The following is a 24,631-nucleotide window of genomic DNA, read 5'->3' as shown; positions in this document are numbered from 1 at the left end:
GGCACCGAATTCCCCTTCAGGCCTGATGCCTGCGGCCCGTGGTGGTTCGCACGCTGGCGTCACTGGCCACAATGGAAGGCTGCGCCGCCCGGCTGACCTCCTCCATGCGTCTGCTCCACACCATGCTGCGGGTCGGGGACCTGGAGCGCTCGCTGGCCTTCTACACGGAGGTGCTGGGCATGCGGCTGCTGCGCCGCAAGGACTACCCCGGCGGCCGCTACACCCTGGCCTTCGTGGGCTATGGCGAGGAGAGCGATCACACGGTGCTGGAGCTCACCCACAACTGGGACACCAGCCACTACGAGATCGGCAGCGGCTACGGCCACATCGCCCTCGGCGTCGACGACATCGTGGCCACCTGTGAGGCCATCCGCGCCAAGGGCGGCCGGGTGGTGCGCGAGCCGGGTCCGAAGCAGCACGGCACCACGGTGATCGCCTTCGCAGAGGATCCCGATGGCTACAAGGTGGAACTGATCGAACTCGCCTCGAGGGCCCATGGGGCCTGATTTCGGCGGCGCCGCCGTCCCCCCGGGCGCAGTCCCGACCTCCGGCGCCGGCCCGGAGCGGGGCTCCCTCACCAGCGCGCCCGAGCGCTTTAGCGACGTGGCCTGGGAGCTGCTGCTGGCCAGCCAGGACGCGGCTCGGCGCTGGCGCCATGGCCAGATGGACGTGGAGCACCTGCTGCAGGTGCTGTTCGCGGAACCGGCCTACGCCGCCTGGATCGATCCCCTGCCGATTGACACCGGCCGGCTGCTGGATCGCCTCGAGGACTTCTGCGCCGACCAGCCCTCGGGCAGCGGCCGCGAGCTGTTCATCGGCGATGCGCTCGAAGATCTGCTGGAGGACGCCGACCGGCGCCGCGCCGCCTGGGGCTCGCGCCTGCTCGATGTGCCCCACCTGCTGCTGGCCCTGCTGGATGAGCCCCGCATCGGCGCGGTCCTGCTGGCGGAGGCGGGGCTGAGCGAGGAGACCCTGCTGCGCCAGCTGCGGCCCGGGGCCGCCGGCTCCGGCGGTCGGTCGGTCGCCGGTGCTGCGGCCCCCTCGCTGCCGGCCGTGCCGCGCCGGCCCGAGCGGCCCCCGGCCGTCGAGTCCATGGTCCCGGGGGGCAGTCCCCCCGTCGGCCGATCCCCCAGGTCTGCGGTGCCGCCGTCTCCTCCGTTGGGAGAGGCGGTTGCCGGTGAGGCCAGCGGAGACGCCGGTGACGGCGGCCTCACCCTGGAGCGGGAGCCCGGCGCCCTGGAGCAGTTCGGCCGAGACCTCACCGCCGCCGCCCGCGCCGGCCAGCTCGATCCGGTGATCGGCCGCGACACCGAGATCCGCCGCCTGATCCAGGTGCTCTCGCGCCGGGGCAAGAACAACCCGGTGCTGATCGGCGAGCCCGGCGTCGGCAAGACCGCCATCGCCGAGCTGCTGGCCCAGCGGATCGTGGCCGGCGAGGTGCCCGATTCGCTGCGGGGTCAGCGCCTGATCGCCCTGGACATGGGTGCCCTGATCGCCGGCGCCAAGTTCCGCGGCCAGTTCGAGGAGCGCCTGCGCAGCGTGCTCCAGGAGGTGGCCGATGCCGACGCCACGCCGGGGGAGCCCGGCGTGATCCTGTTCATCGACGAGCTGCACGCGGTGGTGAGCAGCGAGCGCTCCGGCAGCGATGCCGGCAGCATCCTCAAGCCGGCCCTGGCCCGGGGTGAACTGCGCTGCATCGGCGCCACCACTCCCGAGGAGTTCAGCCGCAGCGTGGAGAAGGATCCGGCCCTCAACCGCCGCTTCCAGCAGGTGCTGATCAAGGAGCCGAGCATCGAGGAGAGCACCCTGATCCTGCGGGGCCTCAAGGAGCGCTACGAGCTGCACCACGGCGTGGCCATCGCCGATGGAGCCGTGGTGGCCGCCAGCCGCCTGGCCGATCGCTACATCGCCGACCGCTGCCTGCCCGATTCGGCCATCGACCTGATCGATGAGGCCGCCGCCCAGCTGAAGATGGAGGTCACCTCCAAGCCGCGGCTGGTGGAGGAGGCCGAGGGCGAGCTGCGCCGGGTGGAGCTGGCCCTGCTGGCGGCCGAGACGGCCCCCATGGCTGAGCGGGCCCAGCTGCAGGAGCAGCGCCGCCTCGCCGCCGAGCGGTTGCAGGAGCTGCAGCAGCGCTGGCAGGGCGAGCGCGACCAGCTGGCCGAGCTGCGCCAGCTGCTGGCCGATGACGAAGCCCTGCGCCAGGCCATCGCCGAGGCCGAGCGCGACGGCGATCTGGAGGAGGCCGCCCGGCTGCAGTACGACCAGCTGCATGGGGTGCAGCAGCGCCGCAGTGAGCTGGAGGCCCTGCTGCAGGCCGACCAGGCCAGTGGCCAGTCGCTGCTGCGCGAGCAGGTGGAGGCCGGCGACATCGCCGATGTGGTGGCCCGCTGGACCGGCATCCCCGTGCAGCGGCTGCTGGCCGGCGAGCGCCAGAAGCTGCTGGAGCTGGAGGCCCGCCTCGGTGAGCGGGTGATCGGCCAGCCCGAGGCGGTGGCGGCGGTGGCCGCGGCGATCCGCCGGGCCCGGGCCGGCATGAAGGATCCGCGCCGCCCCGTGGGCTCGTTCCTGTTCCTCGGCCCCACGGGCGTGGGCAAGACCGAGCTGGCCAAGGCCCTGGCCGCCTCCCTGTTCGACGAGGAGGAGGCCCTGGTGCGGCTCGACATGAGCGAGTTCATGGAGCGCAACGCCGTGGCGCGGCTGCTGGGGGCGCCCCCCGGCTACGTCGGCTACGAGGAGGGCGGCCAGCTCACCGAGGCGGTGCGGCGCCGGCCCTATGCCGTGCTGCTGCTCGATGAGGTGGAGAAGGCCCACCCGGATGTGTTCAACGTGCTGCTGCAGGTGCTCGACGACGGTCGGCTCACCGATTCCCAGGGCCGCACGGTCGACTTCCGCCACACCGTGGTGGTGATGACCAGCAACCTGGCCAGCCGCGCCATCCTCGACAGCGCCCGGGAGCAGGCGGGTGCCGGGGCGGAGGACGCCGGGGCCGAGGCCCGCGAGACGACCCTGGCCGCGGCGATCGAGCGGGCCCTGGCCAGCCACTTCCGGCCCGAGTTCCTCAACCGCATCGATGAGGTGATCCGCTTCCGGCCCCTGCAGCCGGCGGATCTGGAGCGGATCGTGCGGCTGCAGCTGGCCGAGCTGGCGCTGCTGCTGCGGGAGCAGGGCCTGGAGCTGGAGGTGGATCCGCCGGTGCTGCCGCTGCTGGCCCGCCAGGGCTACGAGCCGGAGTACGGCGCCCGGCCACTGCGGCGCCTGCTGCGCCGGGCGATCGAGAACCCGCTGGCCACCGAGCTGCTGGAGGAGCACTTCAGCGGCGCCCGCGGCGTGCGGGTCAGCGTCGCCGGCGAGGGCCGAGCGGGCTCCGGCGCCGACCGGCTGGCCTTCACCCCGATTCCCTGAGCGGCTGGGCTGCCCGATTCCCCGGTCGCATCAGCCCCGGAACGACGTCCGGTAGGGTGACTGTTTGCCGGTCCGCGCCGCCCCATCGCTGCGCGATCGCCTGGGGACCCCCGCTCCCCCAGCCGACCGACATCCCCAGAGCCCCCCGGACCCGACGGTGACATCCACTGATACGGCTGATACGGCGCCCGGCACCACGGCCCCCGGCAGCACCGAGCCCGGCAGCGATCCGGTGAGCCCCAGCGAGACGCCGAAGGCGGGCTTCGTGGCCACCAGCCTCGAGGAGCTGCGCAAGGTGGTCTGGCCCAGCCGCCAGCAGCTGTTCAGCGAATCCCTGGCGGTGATCCTGATGGTGACCCTCTCGGCCTTCGCCATCGCCGCCGTGGATCGCTTCTACAGCTGGGCCAACAGCCAGGTCTTCCGCTGAGCCGGGTCCGTCCGCCCCGCCGTTCCCTTCCCCTTCGTCCCCTTTCCCACCGCCCCCGCCTGTGTCCGACGTCGACCTGACCACCACCGATCTCGCCTCCGCCGACGCCGGGACCGTGCTGGATCTGGCCGGCGCCGCGGCCCCCGAGGCCGGTGAGGCCGCCCCCCGGGCCCAGGTGGCCCGCTGGTACGCCGTGCAGGTGGCCTCCAGCTGCGAGAAGAAGGTGAAGGCCACCCTCGAGCAGCGGGCCGTGACCCTGGGCGTGGACAACCGCATCCTTGAGATCGAGATCCCCCAGACCCCCGCCGTCAAGATCAAGAAGGACGGCAGCCGCCAGGGCACCGAGGAGAAGGTGTTCCCCGGCTACGTGCTGGTGCGGATGGTCCTCGACGAGGACACGATGATGGCCGTGCGCAGCACCCCCAACGTCATCAACTTCGTGGGCGCCGAGGATCGTCGCGCCACCGGCAAGGCCCGCGGCCACATCAAGCCCCGCCCCCTCAGCCGCCAGGAAGTCGACCGCATCTTCAAGCGCGCCGCCGAGAAGAAGCCCGTGGTCAAGGTGGATCTGGCCGAGGGCGATCAGATCCTGGTCACCGCCGGTCCGTTCAAGGACTTCCAGGGCGAGGTGATCGAGGTGTCGGGCGAGCGCAGCAAGCTCAAGGCCCTGCTCTCGATCTTCGGCCGGGAGACCCCGGTGGAACTCGAGTTCTCCCAGATCAGCAAGCAGAGCTGATCCCCGCGGCCGCCTCCCTGCGGAGGGCGGCCCCAGGTGATCCCCCGCCCGCGGGGGAACGCCGCACCGCCGTTGCCCTAGGTTCGGCGATCCGCAGAGCCCCCATTCGGGGCAACCCGTTCCGCAGCCCAGCCGATGGCCAAAAAAGTCGTAGCCGTGATCAAGCTGGCCCTCCAGGCCGGCAAAGCCAACCCCGCGCCGCCGGTGGGCCCCGCCCTCGGTCAGCACGGCGTCAACATCATGGCGTTCTGCAAGGAGTACAACGCCCGCACGCAGGAGAAGGCCGGGTACGTGATCCCGGTGGAGATCTCGGTCTTCGAAGACCGCAGCTTCACCTTCATCACCAAGACCCCGCCCGCCTCCGTGCTGATCTCCAAGGCAGCCGGCATTGAGAAGGGTGCCGCCACCTCCTCCAAGGGCGGCGTCGGCGCCATCAGCCGCGCCCAGCTCGAGGAGATCGCCAAGACCAAGCTGCCCGACCTCAACACCTCCAACCTTGAGGCGGCCCAGCGCATCATCGAAGGCACCGCCCGCAACATGGGCGTCGCCATCACCGACTGAGCCCCACCGGCTCCCGGCCATCCGCCGGGTCTGCCGCTGAGCTCCATCCCCGTCCACCCCACTGGGGGAGACCGACACCGGTCGCCCGCACCCCACTCCTGTCATGCCCAAAGTTTCCAAGCGCTTCAACGCCCTCACCAAGACGGTCGAAGACCGCACCTACGCCCCGCTGGAAGCGGTGGAACTGGTGAAGGCCAACGCCACCGCCAAGTTCGATGAGACCCTCGAGGCCCACGCGCGCCTCGGCATCGATCCCAAGTACACCGACCAGCAGCTGCGCACCACCGTGGCCCTGCCCCACGGCACCGGTCAGTCCATCCGCATCGCCGTGATCGCCCGCGGTGAGAAGGTGGCCGAGGCCAAGGCCGCCGGCGCCGACCTGGCCGGCGACGACGAGCTGGTGGAGACCATCGCCAAGGGCGAGATGGAGTTCGACCTGCTGATCGCCACGCCGGACATGATGCCCAAGGTGGCCAAGCTGGGCCGGGTGCTCGGCCCCCGCGGCCTGATGCCGAACCCCAAGGCCGGCACCGTGACCACCGACCTGGCCGGCGCCATCAACGAGTTCAAGGCCGGCAAACTCGAGTTCCGTGCCGACCGCACCGGCATCGTGCACGTGCGCTTCGGCAAGGCCAGCTTCGATGCCGCCAAGCTGCTCGACAACCTCAAGGCCCTGCAGGAGACCATCGACCGCAACAAGCCCAGCGGTGCCAAGGGTCGCTACTGGAAGAGCCTCTACATCACCTCCACCATGGGCCCCTCGGTGGAAGTGGATGTGGCTGCCCTGCAGGACATCAAGCAGGAGTCCTGAGCTCCGCCGGCCCTTCGTGCCGTGACCTCCTGGCCCCCGCTCCGGCGGGGGCTTTTTCGTGGCCTCTGCAGGCCGTGGTGTAGGTTGGCCAGCTGGCGAAAGCCAGAAGGGCACGCGCCCTACCCAAGACAGCAGGTCAGCTCTGGCAGCCGGTTCCACCGGATCGCCGGGTCGTAAAACCTGCCGAGGTGCACGCGACAGGTTTTGGCCCAGAAGGGGATCTCCCCCGGATGGTGCGGAACAGGCCGCAGCCCTCGAGTGCCCAGCGCACTGGGGCTGCGTACCCCGCTTGTTCCCCCGATCCGTTCCACTTCCTATGGGCCGCACGCTGGAGAGCAAGCAACAGATCGTCGAAGAGCTCAAGGGGCTCCTCGGTGAGGCCGAACTGGCGCTGGTCCTTGATTTCAAGGGCCTGTCCATCAAGGAGATGTCTGATCTGCGGACCCGTCTGCAGGCCAGCAACGGCGTGTGCAAGGTGACCAAAAACACCTTGATGCGCCGTGCCATTGATGGCAACGACGCCTGGTCGAATCTCGATTCCCTGCTCACTGGCACCAACGCCTTCGTCCTGGTCAAGGGCGATGTCGGCGCTGCCGTGAAGGCCGTCCAGTCCTTCCAGAAGGACACGAAGAAGTCTGAGGTGAAGGGAGGTCTTTTCGAAGGCCAACTCCTCTCCCAGGCCGACATCAAGGCCATCGGGGACCTGCCCTCCAAGGAGGTGCTGCTGGCTCAGATCGCCGGTGCGATCAACGCCGTGGCCACCAAGGTTGCCGTGGGCATCAACGAGATTCCCTCCGGTCTTGCCCGGGCGCTCAAGCAGCACGCCGATGGCGAAGGCAGCGCCAACTGAGGCCTGCCCCATCCGTCGAGCCGCCCGAGCTCAACCGATCACTGTCCATACAGATCTGTTGCTGATTCCCAACCATGTCCGCTACCACTGACCAGATCCTCGAGCAGCTGAAGACCCTCTCCCTGCTGGAAGCTTCCGAGCTCGTCAAGCAGATCGAAGAGGCCTTCGGTGTGTCCGCCGCCGCCTCCGCTGGCGTCGTGATGGCCGCTGCTCCCGCCGCTGCCGCCGAGGCCGCTGAGGAGAAGACCGAATTCGACGCCATCCTCGATGGTTTCGATGCCGCCGCCAAGATCAAGGTGCTGAAGGCCGTCCGCGAGGCCACCGGCCTGGGTCTGGGCGAAGCCAAGGCCCTGGTGGAAGGTGCCCCCACCCCCATCAAGGAAGGCATCTCCAAGGCCGACGCCGAAGCCATCAAGAAGTCCGTGGAAGAGGCCGGCGGCAAGGTCACCATCAAGTGATCGCCGCGGAGCGCCGCCGGCCCCCAGGGCCTGGTGGCGCTCCCGCTCCTTCCGGACCTTGGTCCCACCGCAGCCGGCCCCCTGGGGCCGGCTTTTTGCTGCCGGGGGACCGGGGACCAGGGCCGCGGCGCCCCAGTCCGCTGGGCCGGCTGGTGGGGCCATGGATCCCCCACCTCCCTCACCGCCGCTCCGCTGGCAGGGTTCCGCTGGCAAGGTTGCACAAAAAAAAGCCCCGCCGAAGGCAGGGCTCTGAGCCGGAACGCTTCTGGGAGTCTGTCCTCGTTTCGACCCCGGAAGTGGGTTCCGCACTCCTCACACGCTGAGACCATAACCCGGGCTGCAGGGAGGGGGAAGGGGGAGGAGGGCCGCTGCCTGAACTGTCCTGGGTGGCTGGCCTGCTGGGGTGGCCGGCGCCGCCCCGGCCCCTCACTCCCGGAAGGGAATTACCTGCAGCGGCACGGGACCGCTGGCCAGGGCCGTCTCCGTGAAGCCGCTGCCGGCCTCGCCCGGCAGGCCAGGGGCCGTGGCGGGCCCGAGGCTCGCCCGGTGGCTGGTCTCGAAGCGGCCATCGCCGCGTTGGCCCTCACGGCCGCCGCTGGCGGCGATCAGCTGGGCCAGGGGCGTGGCGTTGGCGAAGTAGACGTGGTTCAGGGTCCGGCTGCCGTAGACGCGCCGCTGCAGCTCCCAGCCGGGCTCCAGCGTCAGGCCCACGAAGCCGTCACGGTCGCGCTGGTTCACGGTTCCCCGGCCCACCAGCAGCTCGGTGGGGTTCTCCGGCGTCATGGCCAGCAGCTGCAGGGTGGTGCCCCGCTGGCTGAGCCGTAGCCGGTAGCCGCTGCCCAGATCCTGCTGGCCGACCCGTACGGAATAGCCGTTGCTGTCCAGGTAGCGGCTGCAGATGCCCGTGTAGTCGAAGCGGTTCAGGGCCGGATCGATCAGGCCGTCGGCCCGGGGTTCCCAGCAGCGCGGCGTGGCGGTGATCTGCTCCAGCACCAGCAGGTTCCAGTCGCTGCGGCCCACGGGCCTGGCCAGCACCGCGAAGCGGGAGTTGTCGAGCGGGCGGCTGTCGAACAGGACGGCGGCCACGCCCCGATCCTGGAGCGTCAGGGTGGCGCCGGCGGCCAGGGCCGAGAGCCCGAGCCACGGGAGGTAGGTTCGCTGCATGGGTCAGGCTCCTGGGCGTCTCATTGTCAACGGTTTGTACCGGATTTCGGATGGGCAGCCCAGTGGCCACTGACCAGTCCGCCGCGCCGGTCCAGGCCCCGCGGGTGCTGGCGGCCGCCTGTGACGGCGCCTGCAGTGGCAATCCCGGCCCCGGCGGCTGGGGCTGCCTGCTGCGCTTCGAGGACGGCACGGTGCAGGAGTTCGGCGGTGCCGACCCGGCCACCACCAACAACCGCATGGAGCTCACCGCCGCCCTGACGCTGCTGCACAAGCTCAGGGAGCTGCCGCTGCACCCCGACCTGGCGATCCGCACCGACAGCAAGTATCTGATCGACGGCTTCAGCAAGTGGATGCCGGGCTGGAAGCGCAAGGGCTGGCGCACGGCCTCCGGCGGCCCCGTGCTCAACCGCGACCTCTGGGAGGCGCTGGATGCGGCCCGCCTGCCGGCGCTGCCCTTCCGCTACGTGAAGGGCCACAGCGGCGACCCCGACAACGACCGCTGCGATGCCATCGCGGTGGCCTTCTCCAAGGGCGGTCGGCCGGCCCTGGCGGAGGGGGTGCCCGGGGGGCAGCGCCCCGCCGCCCGGCGCACGCGGACCAGCCTGGCCGGCGCCGCCACGGCTGAGGCCAGCCCCAAGGCCAAGACCAGCCCTGCCGCAGCCTTACCGGAAGAGGCGGAGTCCGCCCCGCCGGCCCTGCAGCAGCTGCTGACCCGCCTGGAGCTGGCGGACCGGCTGGCGGCTGGCGGCTACGGGCTCAGCCTGGTGGAACTGGCCCAGCTGGTGGAGATGCCGCTGCGCACCCTGGAGTCGCGCCAGGGTCCCTGGCCCTGGCGCGACTGGCGGGTGCTGCCCGCCGGCGAGGGCCGCTGGCGCCTGGAGCGCGAGGCGGCAGGATCGGGGCACGCGACCCGCGAGGACCAGGCCCATGGCTGAGGGCACCGGCAGCCTCTACCGCCGCTTCGTGGGCCCCCTGCTGGCGCAGGACGAGGGCGCCGATGCCGAGCAGCTCAGCCAGCTGACCCTGACGCTGCTGGGCCAGGCCTCGCTGCGGCGCGGCTGGCCGCTGGTGGCCGGCAGCCTGGCGGGCCTCGGCGCCGAGCTGCAGCGGCGCGATCTGCGCCTGGAGCAGACCCTGTTCGGCTGCCGCTTCCCCAACCCAGTGGGGCTGGCGGCGGGTTTCGACAAGAACGCCGTGGCTGCCGGCATCTGGCACCTGTTCGGCTTCGGCTTCGCCGAGCTGGGCACGGTCACCTGGCACGCCCAGCCCGGCAACCCCCGCCCCCGCCTGTTCCGCCTGGCGGCCGAGCGGGCGGCCCTCAACCGCATGGGCTTCAACAACGGCGGCGCCGTGGCGGCCCGCCGCACCCTGGAGCGCCAGGGGCTGCCGCCGGCGGGCCAGCGGCCGGCGGTGCTGGGCCTCAACCTGGGCAAGTCGAAGGTCACGCCGCTGGAGCTCGCCGCCGACGACTACGCCTCCTCCCTGGAGCTGCTGGCGCCCCTGGCGGACTACGCCGTGATCAACGTGAGTTCGCCGAACACGCCGGGGCTGCGGGAGCTGCAGGACGAGACCCAGCTGCGGCGCCTGGTGGAGCGGCTGCGCCGCCTGCCGGCCTGCCCGCCGCTGCTGGTGAAGATCGCACCGGATCTGGAGGACGACGCCATCGACACCATCGCCCGCCTCGCCTACGAGGAGGGGCTGGCCGGCGTGATCGCCGTGAACACCAGTCTCAACCGCCTGGGCCTGGAGGGCCGGCGCCTCGCCCAGACCGGGCGCACCCTGGCGGAGGAGGCCGGTGGGCTGAGTGGGGCGCCGCTGCGGGCCAGGGCCCTGGAGGTGATCCGCCGCCTGCGGGCCACCGCCGGCCCTTCCCTGCCCCTGATCGGCGTGGGCGGCATCGATTCGCCCGAGACGGCCTGGGAGCGGATCGTGGCTGGCGCCTCGCTGGTGCAGCTCTACACCGGCTGGATCTATCAGGGCCCTGAGCTGGTGCCGGCGATCCTGGAGGGCCTGCTGGGCCAGCTCGATCAGCACGGCTTCCGCAGCATCGGCGAGGCGGTGGGCAGCGGCGCGCCTTGGCGCTGAGCGGCTGGGACCGATACCCTGCGTCCACTTGTGTGGGGTGAGGTCTTGGTCCTCTCCGGAGTCCAGGAGCAGTTGCAGGATCGGCTGGCCCCCTTGAGGTCGTGGCTGTTCCCCTCGAGGGCCTTTCTGGAGCTGGAGGACCGCTCGATCACCCTGCTGGCCGGCCAGCGCAGCGGCGGCAGCTTCCAGGCGGAGGTGCTGGAGCGGGTGCCGCTGCCGGCCGGCCTGTGTGATCGGGGCGAGCCGCTGCGCCAGGAGGCGGTGGGGGATTTCATCGGCGACCTGCTGATCGAGCGCGGCCTCAACGGGGCCCACGTCCGGGCCTGCCTGCCGGCGGTCGCGAGCCAGTGGAAGCTGGTGCAGTGGCCTGGCGGGGCGTGGCCGGCGGATCCTGAGGAGGTGCTGATCCGCCGGGGGGCCGATTCGGGCTTCAGCTTCCCGATCAAGGCGGCCTACACCCGTGAGATCCCGCTCGACATCAACCTCACTGGCGGAACCCCCACCTCCCTGGTGGTGGCGGTGCGCCAGTCGCTGCTGGAGGCCTGGATCGAGACGCTCGCCATCGCCGGGGTGGCGTTGGATGGGGTGGAGGCGGCCCAGGTCTGTGGGCTGCGGGCCCTGGAGCCGCTGCTGCGGCAGGCGCCGGCCAGCCAGATGCTGGCGGTGCTCAGCCTGCAGGCCGAGGCCAGTCGGCTGCTGCTGGTGCGCCGCGGTCTCCCGCTCTACGAGCAGGCCTATCCGGCCGATGATGGTCTGGCTGATCTGGCCGAGCAGGTGCGCCGCTGCATCGACTTCAATCTCCAGCAGGATTCCTCCGCCACCAGCGTGCGTCTGCTCCTGCATGGGGCCAAGGCCACGGGTGCCGTGGCTGAGCAGCTGGGCGGCCTGCTGCCCTGGTCGGTGGAACTTCTGGACCCGGTGGCAGAGGGCTGGCTGCGTCTGCCGCCGGATCTCGAGCCGGATGATCCCGTCGCACCGGCCGGCGTGGAGCTGCTGCGGATCACCGGTCTGGCCCTGGCGGAGGCGGCGCGATGAGTAGCACCTTCAAGCTGGATCAGCTCGACCTGCTGCGCCAGCGGCGTCTGGAACTGGGGCTGCCCGCCGAGGCCCCGGGCCTGGTGGATGCCCGCCAGCTCGTGCTGGCGGGTGGCGTGATCGGTCTCGCGGTGGCGGCCTCCGCCGCGGGGGTGTGGCTGGTGCTGCAGGCCCGCCAGGCGTATGTGGAGGGCAAGATCCGCGAGCTCGGCTCGGTGCCCGCTCAAGTGAAGGAACTGGAGCAGCGGGTTCAGGGCGCCCAGGCCCAGCTCAAGCAGATCAGCACCAGCAACGAGGGCCTGGCCAAGGGGCTGGTGGCCGTGTCGTCGGGCTCTGCTCTCGTCACCCAGCTCTCGGAAATCACCCCCGAGGGGGTGCAGCTCAGTGAGGCCACGGTGGCGGGCTCGACCTCGGATCAGACCCTGACCCTGAAGGGCAATGCCGCCGAGCCCGAGTCCTTCCGTCGCATTAACGCCATGGAGTTGCTGCTGGCCTATTCGCCCCTGTTCAAACCCGATGGCGTCAAGCTTGTGAAGGCCACCCGTGAGGCCGCGCCAGCGGTGACCGATCCGAAGGCCCCGCCGCCGATCCCCCCGGTGACCTTTGATCTGACATCCCGCTTCAGCAGCCTGCCGGCGGCGGCCCAGCTGCGGGAACTGAAGCGCCTGGGGGCCGATGGGATGGCCCGACGCCTGGAGACTCTGCAGAAGGAGGGACTGCTGCGATGACGAACCTGCAAGCCGGCGACGGAACGGCTGGGATCCAGGGTGTCTTCACCCGCGAGCGGGTGCTGATCGGTGCCCCGATCGTGCTGGGCGGCGTGGTGGCCCTGGGTGTGCTGGGGCTGGTGGCCTGGCCGGCATGGCAGAAGCTGCAGCAGTCGAATCAGCAGTGGGAATCCCTCAAGGCCCAGGCCGCGACGCTGCCCCTGTTGCGGCGCCAGCTGGAGCAGACGGAGCAGGCGCAGGCCAAGGCGCAGCTGACCCAGGCCCGCATCCTGGGCGTGATCGCCGGCAGCGGCGACATCTCTACCTTCATGGCCCAGCTGGGGGAAGAGGCGATCCGCAGCGGGGTGCAGCTGGGCAGCTATGAGCCGGTTGAGGCGGTGGCTCCTGCTGCCGCGGCACCGGCTGCGCCCCCGCCCGCTGGAGCCGCCAAGGGGGCGCCGGCGGCGGCTGCCCCTGAGGATCCGCTCTGCCCCAGGTCGCTCAAACTCAAGCCGACGTCCCGGTTGATCAGCGCCAAGGGGCCCACGCCGCGGCTGCTCGATTTCCTGCGCCGCATGGAGCGGCTCCGGTTGCTGGTGGTGCAGCGAGACCTCAGCCTGAAGCGGACGGCGACAGCGCCGGCCAAGCCTGGGGCGCCGCTGCCACCAAGCAGCACGGACCTGAAGCTGAATCTGACCCTCTGTTCCAAGGACGCCGCCGCCTCCTTAGCGGCAGCCGTGCCTCCGGCTCCCGCCGCCCCAGCGGCCCAGCCCTGAAACAGCTGGCAAAGCGGGTCCGCTGGCCTGGTTTCCGCTGGACTGCAGCGATACCATCCGCCCACATCCAATCGGTCTGTTGCGTGGTGGGAGCTCGAGGTCGTCAGCGCATGATCGGTGGCCTGGTGGCCGCCGCTGTTCCGGCGCTTCAGGTCTTGGCCAGCATCCCTCCAGGCGCTGCCGCCCCTCGGACTGCGGTGCCGATGCCCGGATCCTCGGCAGCTCCCCCGGCTTCGCCCACGGGCGTCCAGTCGATCCCCGTCCAGCCGAGCACGGCGGTGCCCGCCAGCACGGGCCCGATGGCCCTGCGGCTGCGCCGTCTGCCCGATGCCGTTGAGGTGGTGATCGAAGGCACCGGCCCCGCTCCGGTGCTGCAGCAGGCCGCCCAAGGCAACGGCTGGCGGGGTCAGCTGCTGACGGCCCAGCCCTCCGGACTGCGGTTCGGGCCCCAGCGGCTGGCCCTGCCGGAGGCGGGTCTGCAGTCGGTGGCCCTGCAGGGATCCGGTAGCAGCTTTCAGATCGAGGTCACCCCCTTGGCCGGGGCTCCCCTGGCCCGACCGGTGGTGAGTGCGGATGGGAGCAACCTGGTGATCACCTTCCCCACGGCCTCCCAGGTGCTGCCCCAGTCCGCACGGTTTGACGTGCGGACGCCGGGGCGGGTGCCCCAGCCCACCTATGCGCCGCCGCTGCAGCCCCGGGCCGTGGCACCACCGCTTGGGGATATGGCGGTGGGCAGCATGGTGCTGCGCAACCGCAGCTTCATCAATGTCAGCGGCCCGGCCGTGTCGATGACGATGCGCAATGCGCCGGCGAAGGATGTGCTGATGGCCCTGGCTCAGATGGGCGGCTATGGCTTTGTCTACGTGGAGGCCGAGGGGCAAGGGGCGGCGACAACTCCATCGGCGGGGAGTAAGCCGGTTTCGATCACGTTCCGGGGTGAGAGCTATGCTAGGGCCTTCAACTCCGTTCTGCTGGCTTCCGGTCTTCAGGGCAAGATCGAGGGCAACATGATCTTTGCCGGGCCTGGGGTGCTTGGTAAGACGTTCGGGCCTCAGCTCTCCAAGATCTATCGCCTCAATCAGGCCTCGGCGGCCTCGGCGGCGGATTATCTGGCCAGCCTTGGGGCTTCGATCACCAAAGTTTCCGTTATCACGAACTCGGTAACCCAGGGCCAAGCGCAGGCCAACCAAGTGGCGGGTGCGGCTCAATCTGCGCAGACGCAAACCCAGAGCATCACCACAACGGAAACCTATGGATCGGGGAGTGGTCCTTTGAAAGGCCTTAGTGGCACGACGGACTCCCGACTGCAGACGATCACGCTGGTCGGTGAAGCTCCGCTCGTGGCTGTCGCGGAAAACTATCTGCGCCAACTTGATCTGCGGCAGAGGCAGGTTGCCTTGTCTGTGAAGATCCTGGATGTGAGCCTGGATAACGATGCTGTTGTCAATAACAGCTTTGCCTTCCGCTACGGCAATAACTTTATTGTCAATGACAATGGCCAGTTGCTGGCTGCCTTTGGGAGGAATTTGCCGCCGAGCGCTGACGACGTCAGGTTTGGATCCCCGGAGAACGTGACTTCAAGCTCGACCACTAACTCTGCTTCTGGCTCGAGTTCTGGCTCGGGCTTCTCCTCGAGTGCCAGTCAATCGGCTAGCCAGGGTCAGACATCCTCCTCAAGCAGGTCAGTGATCAATACGGATATTTCCTCCAATCAGCTTACGGATACTCAGATCCGTACGCTGAACTCAACGCTTGCTCAGACTGGCCTGACCCTGGAGCGTGCGTTCAGCCCCTTGCTGGGCCGTGAGGGGTTTGCCGTGGTGCCAATTAGCACATCGGCTTCGGGTACGAACTTTGCTGCAACTGATCAGATCTCTCGGATTCTCAGTTCTACCCTTGGGCGCAGTGTCAATTTGGCGTCTTCGTCATCAGCCACCGGTAGTTCATCTAGTGGTACCACTGGCAACAGCAACAACTCGGGTAGTCGTACGGGTGGGTCAAGCTCATCCAATTCGACTGGTACAGCCCGTGATGGCTTCAGAAGAGAGAACGCCGGGATGCTCTATCCGAAGGACAACTTCTTCGACTTTGTCCAGGCTGTTATCACGTCCAGTTCGACCAAGGTTTTGGCTAGCCCCACGCTGATTCTGAGTGAAAATCAGGACGAGATCAAAGGCGGCGTGGAGGCGTCGGCCCAGCTCTCATCCGGGGGCTCCTCTTCTGGCAGTTCCTCCGGTTTCGGTGGAGCAACAATCGGCCGGCCGCGCGCCAACGAATCGTTCGTGACCGTGGGTCAGCAAGTGACGACCAGTTATAATGTTGTTCAAGGTGCTAATAATACTGGCAACACCTGCGAGCCCGAGTTCAGCATCGCTGGCCTCACTTTCGGGGCGAGAGTTGCGAAAATCGATGATAATGGTTTCGTCACCTTCACCCTGTCGCCGCAGATCACTGCCGCCGTGGATAAGGAGTTCCTGCCTGGCTGCGGTTTTTACGATATTCTCTCGGTTCGCCGGTTGGATACGGGTAGCGCGCGGGTCAGAGACGGGCAGACCTTGATCCTCACCGGTGTGATTTCTGACGCTGACCAACAGCTCATTAGCAAGTGGCCCATACTTGGTGATCTTCCCCTGATCGGGCAGTTCTTCCGCAGTTCGAGCGGAACCCGGAACAAGCGGGAGCTGGTGATCATGGTCACGCCCCGCATCATTGATGATTCCAATGGTGGCACCTATGGCTATGGCTACCAGCCCAGCACCCGTGAGGCCCGTCAGTTTGTCTCGTCGCCTAGTCAGGGCGCTGGCCTGTACTGAGGCCCTGAGACCTGAGCGCCCCTTCCCTATCGGAAGGGGCGCTCAGGTCTCAGGGCCTCAGGAGGGCTTCAAAGGCCTCCCAGGAGCTTGAGGGCAATGGGCGCCAGGGCCTGGAACGCTGACATCGCCCCCTGGGCCAGTTGTGTGCCGAACCCATTGCCACCTTTGGAACCATCGGGATTGGTGGCGACTGTTTTTGCAGCATTCTGGAGCTGTTTGGCCTTGGCCTCATCCCCAGACTGTTCGTACAGAGCGGCTGCATAGGTGAAGTCCTGCGCGGCGAGCTGGGTTTTGCCCTGCTCGGCTCGCGAGATACCCCGGGCTGTCCAGCTGATGGCGGCTTCCGGGATCTTGCGGATCGCTTCGCCGAAGAAGGTCTCCGCTTCCGCGTAGCGCCCCTGGGAGGCGGCCGTAACGCCCGCATTGTGGAGATCGGGGTATGACTGCTTGGAGGCGTCAATTCCGGTGGCCCCTTGCCAGTGGCTCTGGGCCAGGCTGTTCTCATCCAGCTGCGCACCGCTGAGGTCGGTGTTGCGCAGATCGGTGCCGGCCAGCACGGCGCCCTGCAGATTGGCGCCCCGCAGGGAGGCTCCCTGCAGGCTGGTGTAGCTGAGATCGGCCCCCTGGAGATTGGCCCCTTCCAGGCGGGCCCCGCTCAGATTGGCCCGTTGCAGCTGCGCCTTGCGCAGATCCGCGTCCCTGAGGTCGGCCCGCACCAGATCGGAATCCTGCAGCTTGCAGCCCTGGCACCGCTTGGTGTCCAGCAGCTGGATCAGGGCGTTGGGTTCAGCTGCCAAGCCGGCCGCCGGCAGGGCTCCGATGGCGGCCGCCAGGCTGAGCGGCCAGAGGCTTCTGCGCACGGTCATGGGTGCTGCTACGGATTGGATTGTTTTATCGCTCCTGGGCTGAGCTGTCGCAGGGCCCGGACCAGATTGCGATCCGCTGCACCCAGGGAGCGAGGTGGCGTGGGTGGTCGGGACGTTGGCGCGAACCGCAGCTCCTGATAGCGCTGTGCCAGCGCCGTGAGGGCTTCAGCGAGTTCGGGAACCTGGAGGCTGCAGCGCCTGAAGAAGGCCTCGAGGCTCTCGCCCGGCTCCGGCGCCAGTCCCAGCCGTCCCAGCCGGGCCAGGCTGCGTTCCAGCTGCCGCCGCAGGCCATCGCGGCGGTCGCCCTGATCCCGCCGGCTCAGCAGCAGCACCGCCGGCACCAGCGCCACCGCCAGCCCCCCCAGCAGCACCGCCCCCTGCCACTGCCGCCAGCGGCCGAGCCAGCGGTCCATCAGGCCGTTCTGGGAGCGCCCGTCGAACTGCAGCACCCAGCGGGTCCAGGCCAGGTCCAGGCGGGTCCAGCCCTGCTCCAGCTGGCGCAACCAGGGGAGGGTCTGACCCAGCCGGCGCAGGTCGTCCAGCTGCCCGGCCAGGCCGCCCTGGACCCCCGCCGCGATGCGATTCGGCGCCACCCAGCTGGTGGGATCCACCGCCACCCAGCCCTGACCCTCCAGCCACACTTCGCTCCAGGCGTGGGCGTCCCGCTGGCGCACGTCCAGGTAGCCGCTGGTGCCGCCCGCATCGCCGACCCACTCCCCGCCCTGGTAGCCCAGCACCACCCGCGCCGGCAGGCCCGCCGCCCGCATCAGGGCCGTGAAGCTGCCGGCGTAGTGCTCGCAGAAGCCGGCCCGGCTCTCGAACAGGAAGGCATCGAGCGGGGCCTGCTGCGGCAGCCGCCCGGGCTGGAGCGTGTAGCGGAAGGAGCCGCCCTGGAAGAAGCGGGCGGCGGCCTCCAGGCGTCCCGCTGGCGGGAGCGTGCGGCCCCACTGTTCCGCCAGCTGCTCCAGCCGCGGGTTGCTGCCGCGGGGCAGCCGCAGCTCCTGGGGCAGGGGCGGCCGCGTGCGCCAGGCGCTGGGGCCGGTGGCGCGCCCCAGCGTGTAGCGCCGCCGCTCCCCGCCGGGGCCCGGCCCGATCAGCTCCCCCGCTTCGCCGGTGCGGATCCCGGGTGTCAGCGGGAGGCCCGCACCGCTCCAGGGCAGCTGGGGCACGGGCGAGGGTTCCACCACCCACAGCTGCCAGGGGGCGCCCTGGGCCGGTGGGGGCGGGGCCGGCTGGCGCAGGTCCGGCGTCGCCAGGCTGCTCCAGCGGCGCCCGTCGAAGCGATCCAGCACCAGCACCCGCCAGTAGCGCTGCGCCGGTGGGGGGATCGAGCCGCTGAGGGGGCTGACCCGCAGCGCCGGCGAGGGGTCCTGCACCAGGCTGGCGATCGAGCCGGGGTCCAGCTGGTCGCTGAGGCCGGTGCGGCCGGCCGTGGCGCCGGGCAGGCTCCAGAGCGGGCCGAGGCGCGGCAGCAGCAGGAACAGCAGCACCAGCAGCGGCAGGGCCGCCACTGCCAGCAGCAGGCTGCGGCTCAGGAGCTGGCGCAGCGACGTGCGCCCGCCCGCCTCCTGGCTGAGCAGGGCCCCCAGCACCACCAGGGCAGTGACGGCCTGCAGCAGGCTCGGCCCCAGCTCCGGATTCATCACCGCCAGCACCCCCACGGCGATCAGTTCCGCCAGGGCTGCCCGGCGCAGGTCCGGCGGGCGGCGGCTCTCCCGCAGCTTCAGGCCCGCCAGCCCCACCAGGGCCACCGCCCCCCAGAACAGGATCTGGCTGCGGTCGGTGAGGGCCAGCTGCAGGGCCAGCAGGCCCAGGGCCAGACCGTGGAGCAGCAGGCTCCTGCGGGCGAGGGGGCTGGCCATCAGCGGGGGCTCCCGCTCCCGTCCGGCCCTGGGGCCAGGGCCAGGACCTCCAGGCAGTGCTGCAGCTGCGCCGCCCCGGAGGCCGGTGGGATGACCAGCGGCTCGCCGCCGCGCCGCTCCAGCACCACGCCGAATGCCTCGCCCGCCGCCGCCAGCCGGCAGAGCCGGTCGCTGAGGTGCTCCAGGGCCTGCTCCCAGGGCACGGCTGGATCGGGGGCGAGCAGCAGGGCGCCGGGTTTCGGGTCGCTGAAACGCTTGCTGAGCCGGGTGCCGCTGCGGGCCAGCTGCTTCCAGGCCAGCCGGGTGGGGCCCTCCTCGGGGCGGTGGGGGCCCAGTTCGCGCCACTCCTCGCTGCCCTGGAGCTCCTCCAGGCCGCCGCCGCTGCCCTCGAGGTCGCCCTCGGCCGCCGCCAGGGTGGCCACCGGTCCCGGCCGCCGCGCCGGATAGATCAGCTGGGGTGTCTCGGGTTCCCAGAGCGTCCAGCAGACGAACAGCCCCAGCGGCGCCGTGGCCTCCAGCCGCAGCCGACCGGGGCGCTGCAGGCCGCGGCCGGTCGGCTGCCAGGGCACGGCCAGGGCCTGGCGGCCGGCCTGCAGGCTGCCGCTCCACGGGCTGGCCTCACCTCGGAAGCGGGCCCGCAGCTGCAGGCGCTCCTGGTGGCTGCTGGCCAGCAGCGGATAGGGGAGCCGCTCGCCGGCGAAGCCCGGTTCCGGCGTGCCACAGCGCAGCTCCAGCCCCTGCAGGTTGAACTGGGTGAGGTAGGGGGCCAGCAGGAACAGGCCCACGCCGCCGTAGGCGAGGAGCAGGGCACCGTTGCTGCCGCCGTTGATGGCCAGCAGGTAGAGCACGCCGCAGCACAGCAGCCAGAGCCAGCCGAAGCCCGTGGGCAGGATGTAGAGGTTGCGCAGGCCCAGTTGCAGTTCGGCGCTGCGGCGTGGGCGGATCACGCGGTCGGGGAAGGGATCGCGGGGCAGCCCCGGCGCGCCTGCGGCGGCGGAGGCATTCGTTCGCGCAGCGCGGCGCCCTGGGCCGGGCTCAGCGGATTGCATCCACGCTCTCCAGCAGCCGGCGGCTGTGGCCGCCGGCCTCGGCCAGGGGATGGCCGCCATCAAGACGGTGCTCGGCCACCGCCGGGAACACGGCGATCACGTCGGCCGGCGTCACGTAGGGGCGCCCCTCGATCAGCGACCAGGCCCGGGCCGCCTGCAGCAGCGCCAGCCCCGCCCGCGGCGAGAGGGGGGCGCCAGCCGCGCCGGCCCCGCGGCTGGCGGCGAGCAGATCCAGCACGTAGTCGATCAGGGCCGGCTCGCAGTGCTGCCGGCTGGCCTGCTGCTGCAGGTCCAGCAGCGCGGCGGGCTGGAGCAGGGCCCCCAGCTGCTCCAGGCCCTGGCCGCGGCCCGCCAGCAGCGACGCCTCCGCCTCGCGGCTGGGGAAGCCCAGGCTGAGGCGCATCAGGAAGCGGTCCAGCTGGGATTCCGGCAGGGGGGAGGTGCCGCCCTGGTCGAGGCCGTTCTGGGTGGCGATCACGCAGAAGGGCTGCGGCAGCGGGTGGGTCACGCCGTCCACGCTGACGCGCCCGGCCGCCATCGCCTCCAGCAGGGCGCTCTGGGTGCGGGGGCTGGCCCGGTTGATCTCGTCCGCCAGCAGCACCTGGGTGAACAGCGGGCCCGGCTCGAAGCGGAAGGCGCCCTGGGTCTGGTCGAAGATCCGCAGCCCGGTGAGGTCCGCCGGCAGCAGGTCGCTGGTGAAGTGCACCCGCTGGAAGGCGAGCCCGAAGCTGCGGGCCAGGGCCTCGGCCAGGGTGGTCTTGCCCATGCCGGGCAGGTCTTCGATCAGCAGATGGCCGCCGGCCACCAGGCAGGTGACGGCCAGCTGCACCTGGCTGGGCTTGCCCAGCAGCACCCCGTCGATCGCCGCGAGCACCGTTGCGAGGGGGCGGGATCCCATGGGCGGGCGCGGGGCTGGCGGTGGGCCGTCAGGCTAGGCAGAGTCTGCGCCTGCCCCGTGAGCGCCTCCGGTCCCGCCAGCCCCGAGATCCACGGCGGCAACCTGGAGGCCGCGGCCCGCCGGCTGGGTTGCCGCCCGGGCGAGCTGCTGGATGCCAGCGCCTCGCTGGTGCCGTTCGCGCCCCCGTGGCGCCTGCGCCGGGCCCTGGGCCTCGCCCTGGCCCCCGCCGCCCTGCGCCCCTACCCCGACCGCGGCTACGCCGGCCTGCGGGCGGCGATCGCGGCCCTGCACGGCCTCGATCCGGCCTGGGTGCTGCCCGGCAACGGCGCCGCCGAGCTGTTCACCTGGGCGGCCCGCGATGCCGCCGCCGCGGGCGTGAGCCTGCTGCCCGCCCCCGGCTTCGCCGACTACCGGCGCGCCCTGGCCTGCTGGGGCGGTCAGGCCCGCAGCCTGGCCCTGCCGCTGGCCTGGCAGGGGGCGGGACCGCTGCCGTGGCCCTTGGACGCTGAGCTGGCGCCCGGCCTGGCCCCCGGGGCGGCGGAGCGCCCTTCCGCCGTCGCCGATCGGCCAGAGGCCTCCGTCCTCTGGATCACCAACCCCCACAACCCCACCGGCCAGCTCTGGAGCCGCGCCAGCCTCGAACCGCTGCTGGCCCGCCATGCCCTAGTGATCTGCGACGAGGCCTTCCTGTCCCTGGTGCCGGGTGGCGAGGCCCAGTCGCTGCGGCCGCTGCTGGAGCGCCATTCCAACCTGGTGGTGATCCGCAGCCTCACCAAGCTGTTCGCCATCGCCGGCCTGCGGCTCGGCTACGCCCTGGCGGCGCCCGAGCGCCTGGCCCGCTGGAGCGGCTGGCGCGATCCCTGGCCCGTGAACAGCCTGGCCGCCGCCGCCGGCGAGGCCCTGCTGGCCGACCGGCGCGGCTACGCCCGCTGGTGCGGGCGGGTGCAGGGCTGGGTGGCGCGGGAGGGGGCCTGGCTGGCGGAGCGGATCGGCGCGCTGGAGGGGCTGGTGCCGCTGCCCTCCGCCGCCAACTTCCTGCTGGTGCGGGGTGAATGCCAGGGCCGGCCCGTGGACCTGGAACCGCTGCGGCTGGCCCTGGAGCGCCAGCACCGCATCCTGCTGCGCGACTGCCGCTCCTTCGAGGGCCTCGATGCCAGCTGGCTGCGCATCGGCCTGCAGGATCGCCGTGGCAACCGGCGCCTGCTGCGGGCCCTCAGGCGGGAGCTGGACCGCTGAGCTCCTGCAGCAGCAGGGCGAGCCGCTGGTCGGCGTCGCGCACCGCCAGCCGCCCCATGCCGGCCTGGAGTTTCAGCAGCGGATCCACGGCCGGCTCGGCGCCCCGAAGCCGCGGCCCCAGCAGCCGCCACACGGCCCGCTCCAGATCCGGCTGCTCCGGCGGGTGCTGCCACACGATCACGGCGGCACCCACGGCCGCGGCGGCCCCGGCATTGGCGTCCTGGTGGCGGTCGGCGGCCTGGGGGAAGGGCACCAGGATCGCCGGGGCACCGCTCACCGCCAGTTCGCTGAGGCTGCCGGCGCCGGCCCGGCTGATCACCAGATCGGCGTGCTGCAGCAGGCCTGCCATGGCGTCGCTGAAGGGGCGCTCCACGTAGGCCGGGTGGCGCAGCAGGCCCGTCTCGGGATCGCTGCTGCCGCTCAGGTGCACCACCCGGCAGCCGGCCGCCAGCAGCCGCGGTAGCAGCGGCCGCACCATGCGGTTGAGGCCCACCGCCCCCTGGCTGCCGCCCATCACCAGCAGCAGCGGGCCCGGGCCCGTTGGCACCCACTCCGGCAGGGCCGCCGGCCGCAGGAACTCCTGGCGCACGGGCGTGCCGGTGAGCAGCGGACGGCAGTGGGGCAAGCGCTCGGCGGCCTGGGGCAGGCCCACCGCCACGCGGCTGCAGAGGCGCCCCAGCAGGCGGGTCACCCGGCCCGGCACGCCGTTGGACTCGTGCAGCACCACCGGCACGCCGCACCAGCGGGCCGCCAGGATCGCCGGCGCGGCGATGTAGCCGCCGGTGCTGAACACCACGGCGATGCGCTCGCGCCGGATCAGGCGTCGCACCTGGCCGGTGGAGCCCAGCAGCTTCAGCAGCTGCCAGAGCTTCTGCAGGCCCCGGCCCTGCAGCCCCCCCGCCCGGATCGTGTGCAGCGGGTAGGCGGCGGGCACCAGCTCCCGCTCCAGCCGGTCCGGCACCCCCAGCCACTGGATCGTCCACGCAGGCGGCAGGGCCTGGGCCACCGCCAGGGCTGGGAACAGGTGCCCGCCGGTGCCGCTGGCGGCGATCAGGAGCCGGCTCATGGGGGTGCTCTGACGCGCCTGGCGCCTGTCCGTGGCGCGCCTAACTTAAAAGCCTGGTCCCGCTGTGGTTCATGGTGCTGCTCCGCCCCTTCCTGCCCGCCCTGCTGGCGGTGGCGGCCCTGGCACCCCTTGCCCCCCTGGCGCCGCTGCAGGCGGCCCCCAGCCTGGCCGGCCTGGAGGCCGCCCTCAACGACCCGGCCCCCCAGGCCCTCAGCGCCCTGCTGGAACCCGGCAAGGGCCTGGAGCCGGCCGAGGTGCAGCGTCGCCGCGAGGCCCTGCGCAGCCGCTTCCCCGATGCCCGCTGGAGCGTCAGCCCAGGCGCCCCCCTACGGGACGGCCGGCCCACGGCGGACGTGCGGGTGACCGGCAGCCGCGCCGATGGCCCCTACCGCTTCCGCTTCGAGGCGCAGCAGCGGCTGGCCCTGAGCAGCAGCGGCGAGCGCTTCAACGGCCAGGAGGTGATCAGCGAGAGCTCGCTGCTGCGCAGCGGCGACAGCGACCTCAAGGTGAGCGTGCTGATCCCCGATGCCGTGCTCACCGGCCAGCGCTACGACCTCGACGTGATCTTCGATGACCCCCTCGATGGCTCCGTGGCCGCCGGGGCGATTCAGGCCGTCGCCCCCAGCGAGCTGGCTGCGATCCAGTCCCCTGCCCTCCAGCTTGAGGCCCTGGCCGGCGGTGGCCTGTTCAAGAGTGTTCAGGCCCCCTACCAGCCCGGCGTGCAGACCTGGGGCGTGCTGCTGGTTCATCCCCAGGGGATCGTGAGCGCCACCAAGCAGGTGCGGGTCGTGGCCGACCGGGCGGGCCTCACCCCCTGAGGCCCTCGGGCCCCGACTGGCCCTCGAACCAGCGCGCCAGCGCCGCCACGTCCTCGTCTCCCCAGCCCGCCGCCAGCAGGTCGTCTTCCAGGGCCGCCACCCGCTCGCTCACCGGCAGCTCCAGGCCCGCCGCCGCGGCCTCCGCCAGGGCGATGGCCAGGTCCTTGCGGTGCAGGGCGAGGCGGAAGCCCAGGGGGAAGGCACCGCGGATCATGGCGCCGCTGCGGTGCTCCAGGGCCCAGGAGCCGGCGGCGCCGCCCTTGAGGGCCTCCACCAGCGGTTCGAGGGGCAGCTCCAGCCGCCGGGCCAGGGCCAGGCCCTCGGCCACCGCCGCGTAGCTGCCCGCCACCAGCACCTGGTTCACGGCCTTCGCCGCCTGGCCGGCCCCCACCGGCCCGACGTGGCTGAGACGGCCGCCCACGCAGGCCAGCAGGGGCCGGGCCCGCTCCAGGTCGCTGGCGCTGCCGCCCACCAGCACCGAGAGCGTGCCGGCGCGGGCCCCCTCGGTGCCGCCGGTCACGGGGGCATCCAGGTAGCCGAGGCCGTGCTCGGCCAGCCGCTGGGCCAGCCGGCGGCTGGTGGCGGGGGCGATCGTGGAGCAGTCGATCACCAGGCTGCCGGGCCGGGCTCCGGCCACCACGCCCGCGCCGGTCGGGCCGTGCGGCGCTGATCCCGCCGCGGATGCCGCCGTCGCCGCCGCCGCTGCCGACCCACCGAACAGCACCGCCTCCACCGCTGCGTCGTCGCTGACGCAGACGGCGATCAGCTCGGCTCCGGCCGCTGCCTCGGCCGGGCTGGCGGCCCGCCGGGCCCCGCGGGCGGCGAGGGGCTCCTCCCGCCCGCGGCGGCGGTTGTGCACGGTGAGCGGGAAGCCGGCCGTCAGCAGGTTGTCGGCCATGGGACTACCGAGGGCGCCCAGGCCGATCCAGGCCACGGGCGGAAGGGATGGGGTGGCGGCCCGGGGAGGGCGGCCGGGGGTTGGCGGCGGCATCGGGTCGGCGGCTGGTG

At 71.5% G+C, this 24,631-nt stretch carries 23 protein-coding genes; 16 read left to right on the top strand and 7 right to left on the bottom strand.

What is annotated here, in order from left to right:
* Window positions 1-104 precede the first annotated feature (104 nt).
* The 8 genes from gloA (at window position 105) to rplL (ending at window position 7,248) form a co-directional block, all read left to right on the top strand.
* Window positions 105-506: a lactoylglutathione lyase gene (gloA, locus tag ACLV7J_RS08290; RefSeq protein WP_411868630.1), complete on the top strand. Its 402-nt coding sequence runs from the start codon at window positions 105-107 to the stop codon at window positions 504-506.
* Entirely contained in the window at window positions 496-3,405 is a 2,910-nt protein-coding gene (locus ACLV7J_RS08285) for an AAA family ATPase (RefSeq protein WP_411868629.1), read from the top strand. Before gloA ends, ACLV7J_RS08285 begins: the two co-directional genes overlap by 11 nt.
* 157 nt (window positions 3,406-3,562) lie before the next feature.
* The gene (gene secE / locus ACLV7J_RS08280; RefSeq protein WP_411868628.1) at window positions 3,563-3,832 is read left to right on the top strand and encodes a preprotein translocase subunit SecE; all 270 of its coding nucleotides are present in this window, start codon (window positions 3,563-3,565) and stop codon (window positions 3,830-3,832) included.
* 61 nt (window positions 3,833-3,893) lie between these two features.
* Window positions 3,894-4,568, top strand: coding sequence for a transcription termination/antitermination protein NusG (gene nusG / locus ACLV7J_RS08275; protein ID WP_411868627.1), 675 nt, complete (start codon window positions 3,894-3,896; stop codon window positions 4,566-4,568).
* 135 nt (window positions 4,569-4,703) lie between these two features.
* Window positions 4,704-5,129, top strand: coding sequence for a 50S ribosomal protein L11 (rplK, locus tag ACLV7J_RS08270; RefSeq protein WP_094588982.1), 426 nt, complete (start codon window positions 4,704-4,706; stop codon window positions 5,127-5,129).
* A gap of 103 nt (window positions 5,130-5,232) precedes the next feature.
* Window positions 5,233-5,940, top strand: a complete 708-nt coding sequence (gene rplA, locus ACLV7J_RS08265; RefSeq protein ID WP_411868626.1) for a 50S ribosomal protein L1 — start codon at window positions 5,233-5,235, stop codon at window positions 5,938-5,940.
* A gap of 316 nt (window positions 5,941-6,256) precedes the next feature.
* Window positions 6,257-6,790, top strand: a complete 534-nt coding sequence (gene rplJ / locus ACLV7J_RS08260; protein WP_411868625.1) for a 50S ribosomal protein L10 — start codon at window positions 6,257-6,259, stop codon at window positions 6,788-6,790.
* Between the two features lie 74 nt (window positions 6,791-6,864).
* Window positions 6,865-7,248, top strand: a complete 384-nt coding sequence (gene rplL / locus ACLV7J_RS08255; protein WP_411868624.1) for a 50S ribosomal protein L7/L12 — start codon at window positions 6,865-6,867, stop codon at window positions 7,246-7,248.
* A gap of 426 nt (window positions 7,249-7,674) precedes the next feature.
* Here the strand turns inward: rplL and ACLV7J_RS08250 are convergent, their stop codons facing one another.
* Window positions 7,675-8,412 carry a DUF3747 domain-containing protein gene (locus ACLV7J_RS08250; protein WP_411868623.1) on the bottom strand — a complete coding sequence of 246 codons (738 nt, stop codon included), beginning with the start codon at window positions 8,410-8,412 and terminating at the stop codon, window positions 7,675-7,677.
* A gap of 62 nt (window positions 8,413-8,474) precedes the next feature.
* Here ACLV7J_RS08250 and ACLV7J_RS08245 point away from each other — a divergent pair, with 62 nt between their 5' ends.
* The 6 genes from ACLV7J_RS08245 (at window position 8,475) to ACLV7J_RS08220 (ending at window position 15,828) form a co-directional block, all read left to right on the top strand.
* Window positions 8,475-9,347, top strand: a complete 873-nt coding sequence (locus ACLV7J_RS08245) for a ribonuclease H (RefSeq protein WP_411868622.1) — start codon at window positions 8,475-8,477, stop codon at window positions 9,345-9,347.
* Window positions 9,340-10,497 carry a quinone-dependent dihydroorotate dehydrogenase gene (locus ACLV7J_RS08240; RefSeq protein WP_411868621.1) on the top strand — a complete coding sequence of 386 codons (1,158 nt, stop codon included), beginning with the start codon at window positions 9,340-9,342 and terminating at the stop codon, window positions 10,495-10,497. Before ACLV7J_RS08245 ends, ACLV7J_RS08240 begins: the two co-directional genes overlap by 8 nt.
* Window positions 10,498-10,542: 45 nt before the next feature.
* Entirely contained in the window at window positions 10,543-11,532 is a 990-nt protein-coding gene (locus tag ACLV7J_RS08235; RefSeq protein WP_411868620.1) for a hypothetical protein, read from the top strand.
* The gene (locus ACLV7J_RS08230) at window positions 11,529-12,260 is read left to right on the top strand and encodes a PilN domain-containing protein (RefSeq protein ID WP_411868619.1); all 732 of its coding nucleotides are present in this window, start codon (window positions 11,529-11,531) and stop codon (window positions 12,258-12,260) included. Before ACLV7J_RS08235 ends, ACLV7J_RS08230 begins: the two co-directional genes overlap by 4 nt.
* Window positions 12,257-13,015: a hypothetical protein gene (locus ACLV7J_RS08225; RefSeq protein ID WP_411868618.1), complete on the top strand. Its 759-nt coding sequence runs from the start codon at window positions 12,257-12,259 to the stop codon at window positions 13,013-13,015. Before ACLV7J_RS08230 ends, ACLV7J_RS08225 begins: the two co-directional genes overlap by 4 nt.
* 299 nt (window positions 13,016-13,314) lie before the next feature.
* Entirely contained in the window at window positions 13,315-15,828 is a 2,514-nt protein-coding gene (locus ACLV7J_RS08220; RefSeq protein WP_411868617.1) for a type II secretion system protein GspD, read from the top strand.
* A 68-nt stretch (window positions 15,829-15,896) separates the two neighbouring features.
* Here ACLV7J_RS08220 and ACLV7J_RS08215 read toward each other — a convergent pair whose 3' ends face one another.
* Genes ACLV7J_RS08215 through ACLV7J_RS08200 form a run of 4 tightly spaced genes read right to left on the bottom strand, consistent with a single transcriptional unit; the run spans window position 15,897 to window position 20,503 of the window.
* Entirely contained in the window at window positions 15,897-16,694 is a 798-nt protein-coding gene (locus ACLV7J_RS08215) for a pentapeptide repeat-containing protein (RefSeq protein WP_411868616.1), read from the bottom strand.
* Window positions 16,695-16,702: 8 nt separating this feature from the next.
* Entirely contained in the window at window positions 16,703-18,556 is a 1,854-nt protein-coding gene (locus ACLV7J_RS08210) for a transglutaminaseTgpA domain-containing protein (protein WP_411868615.1), read from the bottom strand.
* Entirely contained in the window at window positions 18,556-19,605 is a 1,050-nt protein-coding gene (locus tag ACLV7J_RS08205) for a hypothetical protein (RefSeq protein WP_411868614.1), read from the bottom strand. Before ACLV7J_RS08205 ends, ACLV7J_RS08210 begins: the two co-directional genes overlap by 1 nt.
* A complete protein-coding gene (locus ACLV7J_RS08200; protein WP_411868613.1) occupies window positions 19,592-20,503 on the bottom strand; it encodes an AAA family ATPase in 912 nt (303 codons plus the stop codon). The genes ACLV7J_RS08205 and ACLV7J_RS08200 overlap by 14 nt, the downstream gene beginning before the upstream one ends.
* 57 nt (window positions 20,504-20,560) lie before the next feature.
* Between ACLV7J_RS08200 and ACLV7J_RS08195 the strand changes: the two genes are divergently transcribed.
* Window positions 20,561-21,739: an aminotransferase class I/II-fold pyridoxal phosphate-dependent enzyme gene (locus tag ACLV7J_RS08195; protein ID WP_411868612.1), complete on the top strand. Its 1,179-nt coding sequence runs from the start codon at window positions 20,561-20,563 to the stop codon at window positions 21,737-21,739.
* Here ACLV7J_RS08195 and ACLV7J_RS08190 read toward each other — a convergent pair.
* Window positions 21,717-22,805 (bottom strand): UDP-N-acetylglucosamine--N-acetylmuramyl-(pentapeptide) pyrophosphoryl-undecaprenol N-acetylglucosamine transferase, encoded by a 1,089-nt coding sequence (locus ACLV7J_RS08190; RefSeq protein ID WP_411868611.1) that lies wholly within the window; start codon window positions 22,803-22,805, stop codon window positions 21,717-21,719. The two genes, ACLV7J_RS08195 and ACLV7J_RS08190, sit on opposite strands and share 23 nt — an antisense overlap.
* 71 nt (window positions 22,806-22,876) lie before the next feature.
* On the opposite strand from ACLV7J_RS08190, the gene ACLV7J_RS08185 reads away from it, so the two are divergent.
* Window positions 22,877-23,623, top strand: coding sequence for a hypothetical protein (locus tag ACLV7J_RS08185; RefSeq protein WP_411868610.1), 747 nt, complete (start codon window positions 22,877-22,879; stop codon window positions 23,621-23,623).
* Here the strand turns inward: ACLV7J_RS08185 and ACLV7J_RS08180 are convergent.
* Entirely contained in the window at window positions 23,613-24,614 is a 1,002-nt protein-coding gene (locus tag ACLV7J_RS08180; protein WP_411868609.1) for an NAD(P)-dependent oxidoreductase, read from the bottom strand. The genes ACLV7J_RS08185 and ACLV7J_RS08180 overlap by 11 nt on opposite strands.
* Window positions 24,615-24,631 lie beyond the last annotated feature (17 nt).

The sequence above is a fragment of the Vulcanococcus limneticus LL genome (genome assembly GCF_943369875.1).
In the GTDB taxonomy this organism is placed as follows: Bacteria; Cyanobacteriota; Cyanobacteriia; order PCC-6307; family Cyanobiaceae; genus Vulcanococcus; species Vulcanococcus limneticus_A.
This window is presented reverse-complemented; position numbering and strand designations above follow the sequence as displayed.

Excerpts from the sequence above, each read along its gene's own strand:
- ACLV7J_RS08210 (WP_411868615.1), bottom strand. The coding sequence starts at position 18,556 with ATGGCCAGCCCCCTCGCCCGCAGGAGCCTGCTGCTCCACGGTCTGGCC.
- rplA (WP_411868626.1), top strand. The coding sequence starts at position 5,233 with ATGCCCAAAGTTTCCAAGCGCTTCAACGCCCTCACCAAGACGGTCGAA.
- ACLV7J_RS08190 (WP_411868611.1), bottom strand. The coding sequence starts at position 22,805 with ATGAGCCGGCTCCTGATCGCCGCCAGCGGCACCGGCGGGCACCTGTTC.
- rplK (WP_094588982.1), top strand. The coding sequence starts at position 4,704 with ATGGCCAAAAAAGTCGTAGCCGTGATCAAGCTGGCCCTCCAGGCCGGC.
- ACLV7J_RS08285 (WP_411868629.1), top strand. The coding sequence starts at position 496 with ATGGGGCCTGATTTCGGCGGCGCCGCCGTCCCCCCGGGCGCAGTCCCG.
- ACLV7J_RS08240 (WP_411868621.1), top strand. The coding sequence starts at position 9,340 with ATGGCTGAGGGCACCGGCAGCCTCTACCGCCGCTTCGTGGGCCCCCTG.
- ACLV7J_RS08250 (WP_411868623.1), bottom strand. The coding sequence starts at position 8,412 with ATGCAGCGAACCTACCTCCCGTGGCTCGGGCTCTCGGCCCTGGCCGCC.
- gloA (WP_411868630.1), top strand. The coding sequence starts at position 105 with ATGCGTCTGCTCCACACCATGCTGCGGGTCGGGGACCTGGAGCGCTCG.
- ACLV7J_RS08180 (WP_411868609.1), bottom strand. The coding sequence starts at position 24,614 with ATGCCGCCGCCAACCCCCGGCCGCCCTCCCCGGGCCGCCACCCCATCC.
- ACLV7J_RS08200 (WP_411868613.1), bottom strand. The coding sequence starts at position 20,503 with ATGGGATCCCGCCCCCTCGCAACGGTGCTCGCGGCGATCGACGGGGTG.
- ACLV7J_RS08185 (WP_411868610.1), top strand. The coding sequence starts at position 22,877 with ATGGTGCTGCTCCGCCCCTTCCTGCCCGCCCTGCTGGCGGTGGCGGCC.
- rplJ (WP_411868625.1), top strand. The coding sequence starts at position 6,257 with ATGGGCCGCACGCTGGAGAGCAAGCAACAGATCGTCGAAGAGCTCAAG.
- ACLV7J_RS08205 (WP_411868614.1), bottom strand. The coding sequence starts at position 19,605 with ATGCAATCCGCTGAGCCCGGCCCAGGGCGCCGCGCTGCGCGAACGAAT.
- rplL (WP_411868624.1), top strand. The coding sequence starts at position 6,865 with ATGTCCGCTACCACTGACCAGATCCTCGAGCAGCTGAAGACCCTCTCC.
- ACLV7J_RS08220 (WP_411868617.1), top strand. The coding sequence starts at position 13,315 with ATGGCCCTGCGGCTGCGCCGTCTGCCCGATGCCGTTGAGGTGGTGATC.
- ACLV7J_RS08230 (WP_411868619.1), top strand. The coding sequence starts at position 11,529 with ATGAGTAGCACCTTCAAGCTGGATCAGCTCGACCTGCTGCGCCAGCGG.
- ACLV7J_RS08215 (WP_411868616.1), bottom strand. The coding sequence starts at position 16,694 with ATGACCGTGCGCAGAAGCCTCTGGCCGCTCAGCCTGGCGGCCGCCATC.
- ACLV7J_RS08225 (WP_411868618.1), top strand. The coding sequence starts at position 12,257 with ATGACGAACCTGCAAGCCGGCGACGGAACGGCTGGGATCCAGGGTGTC.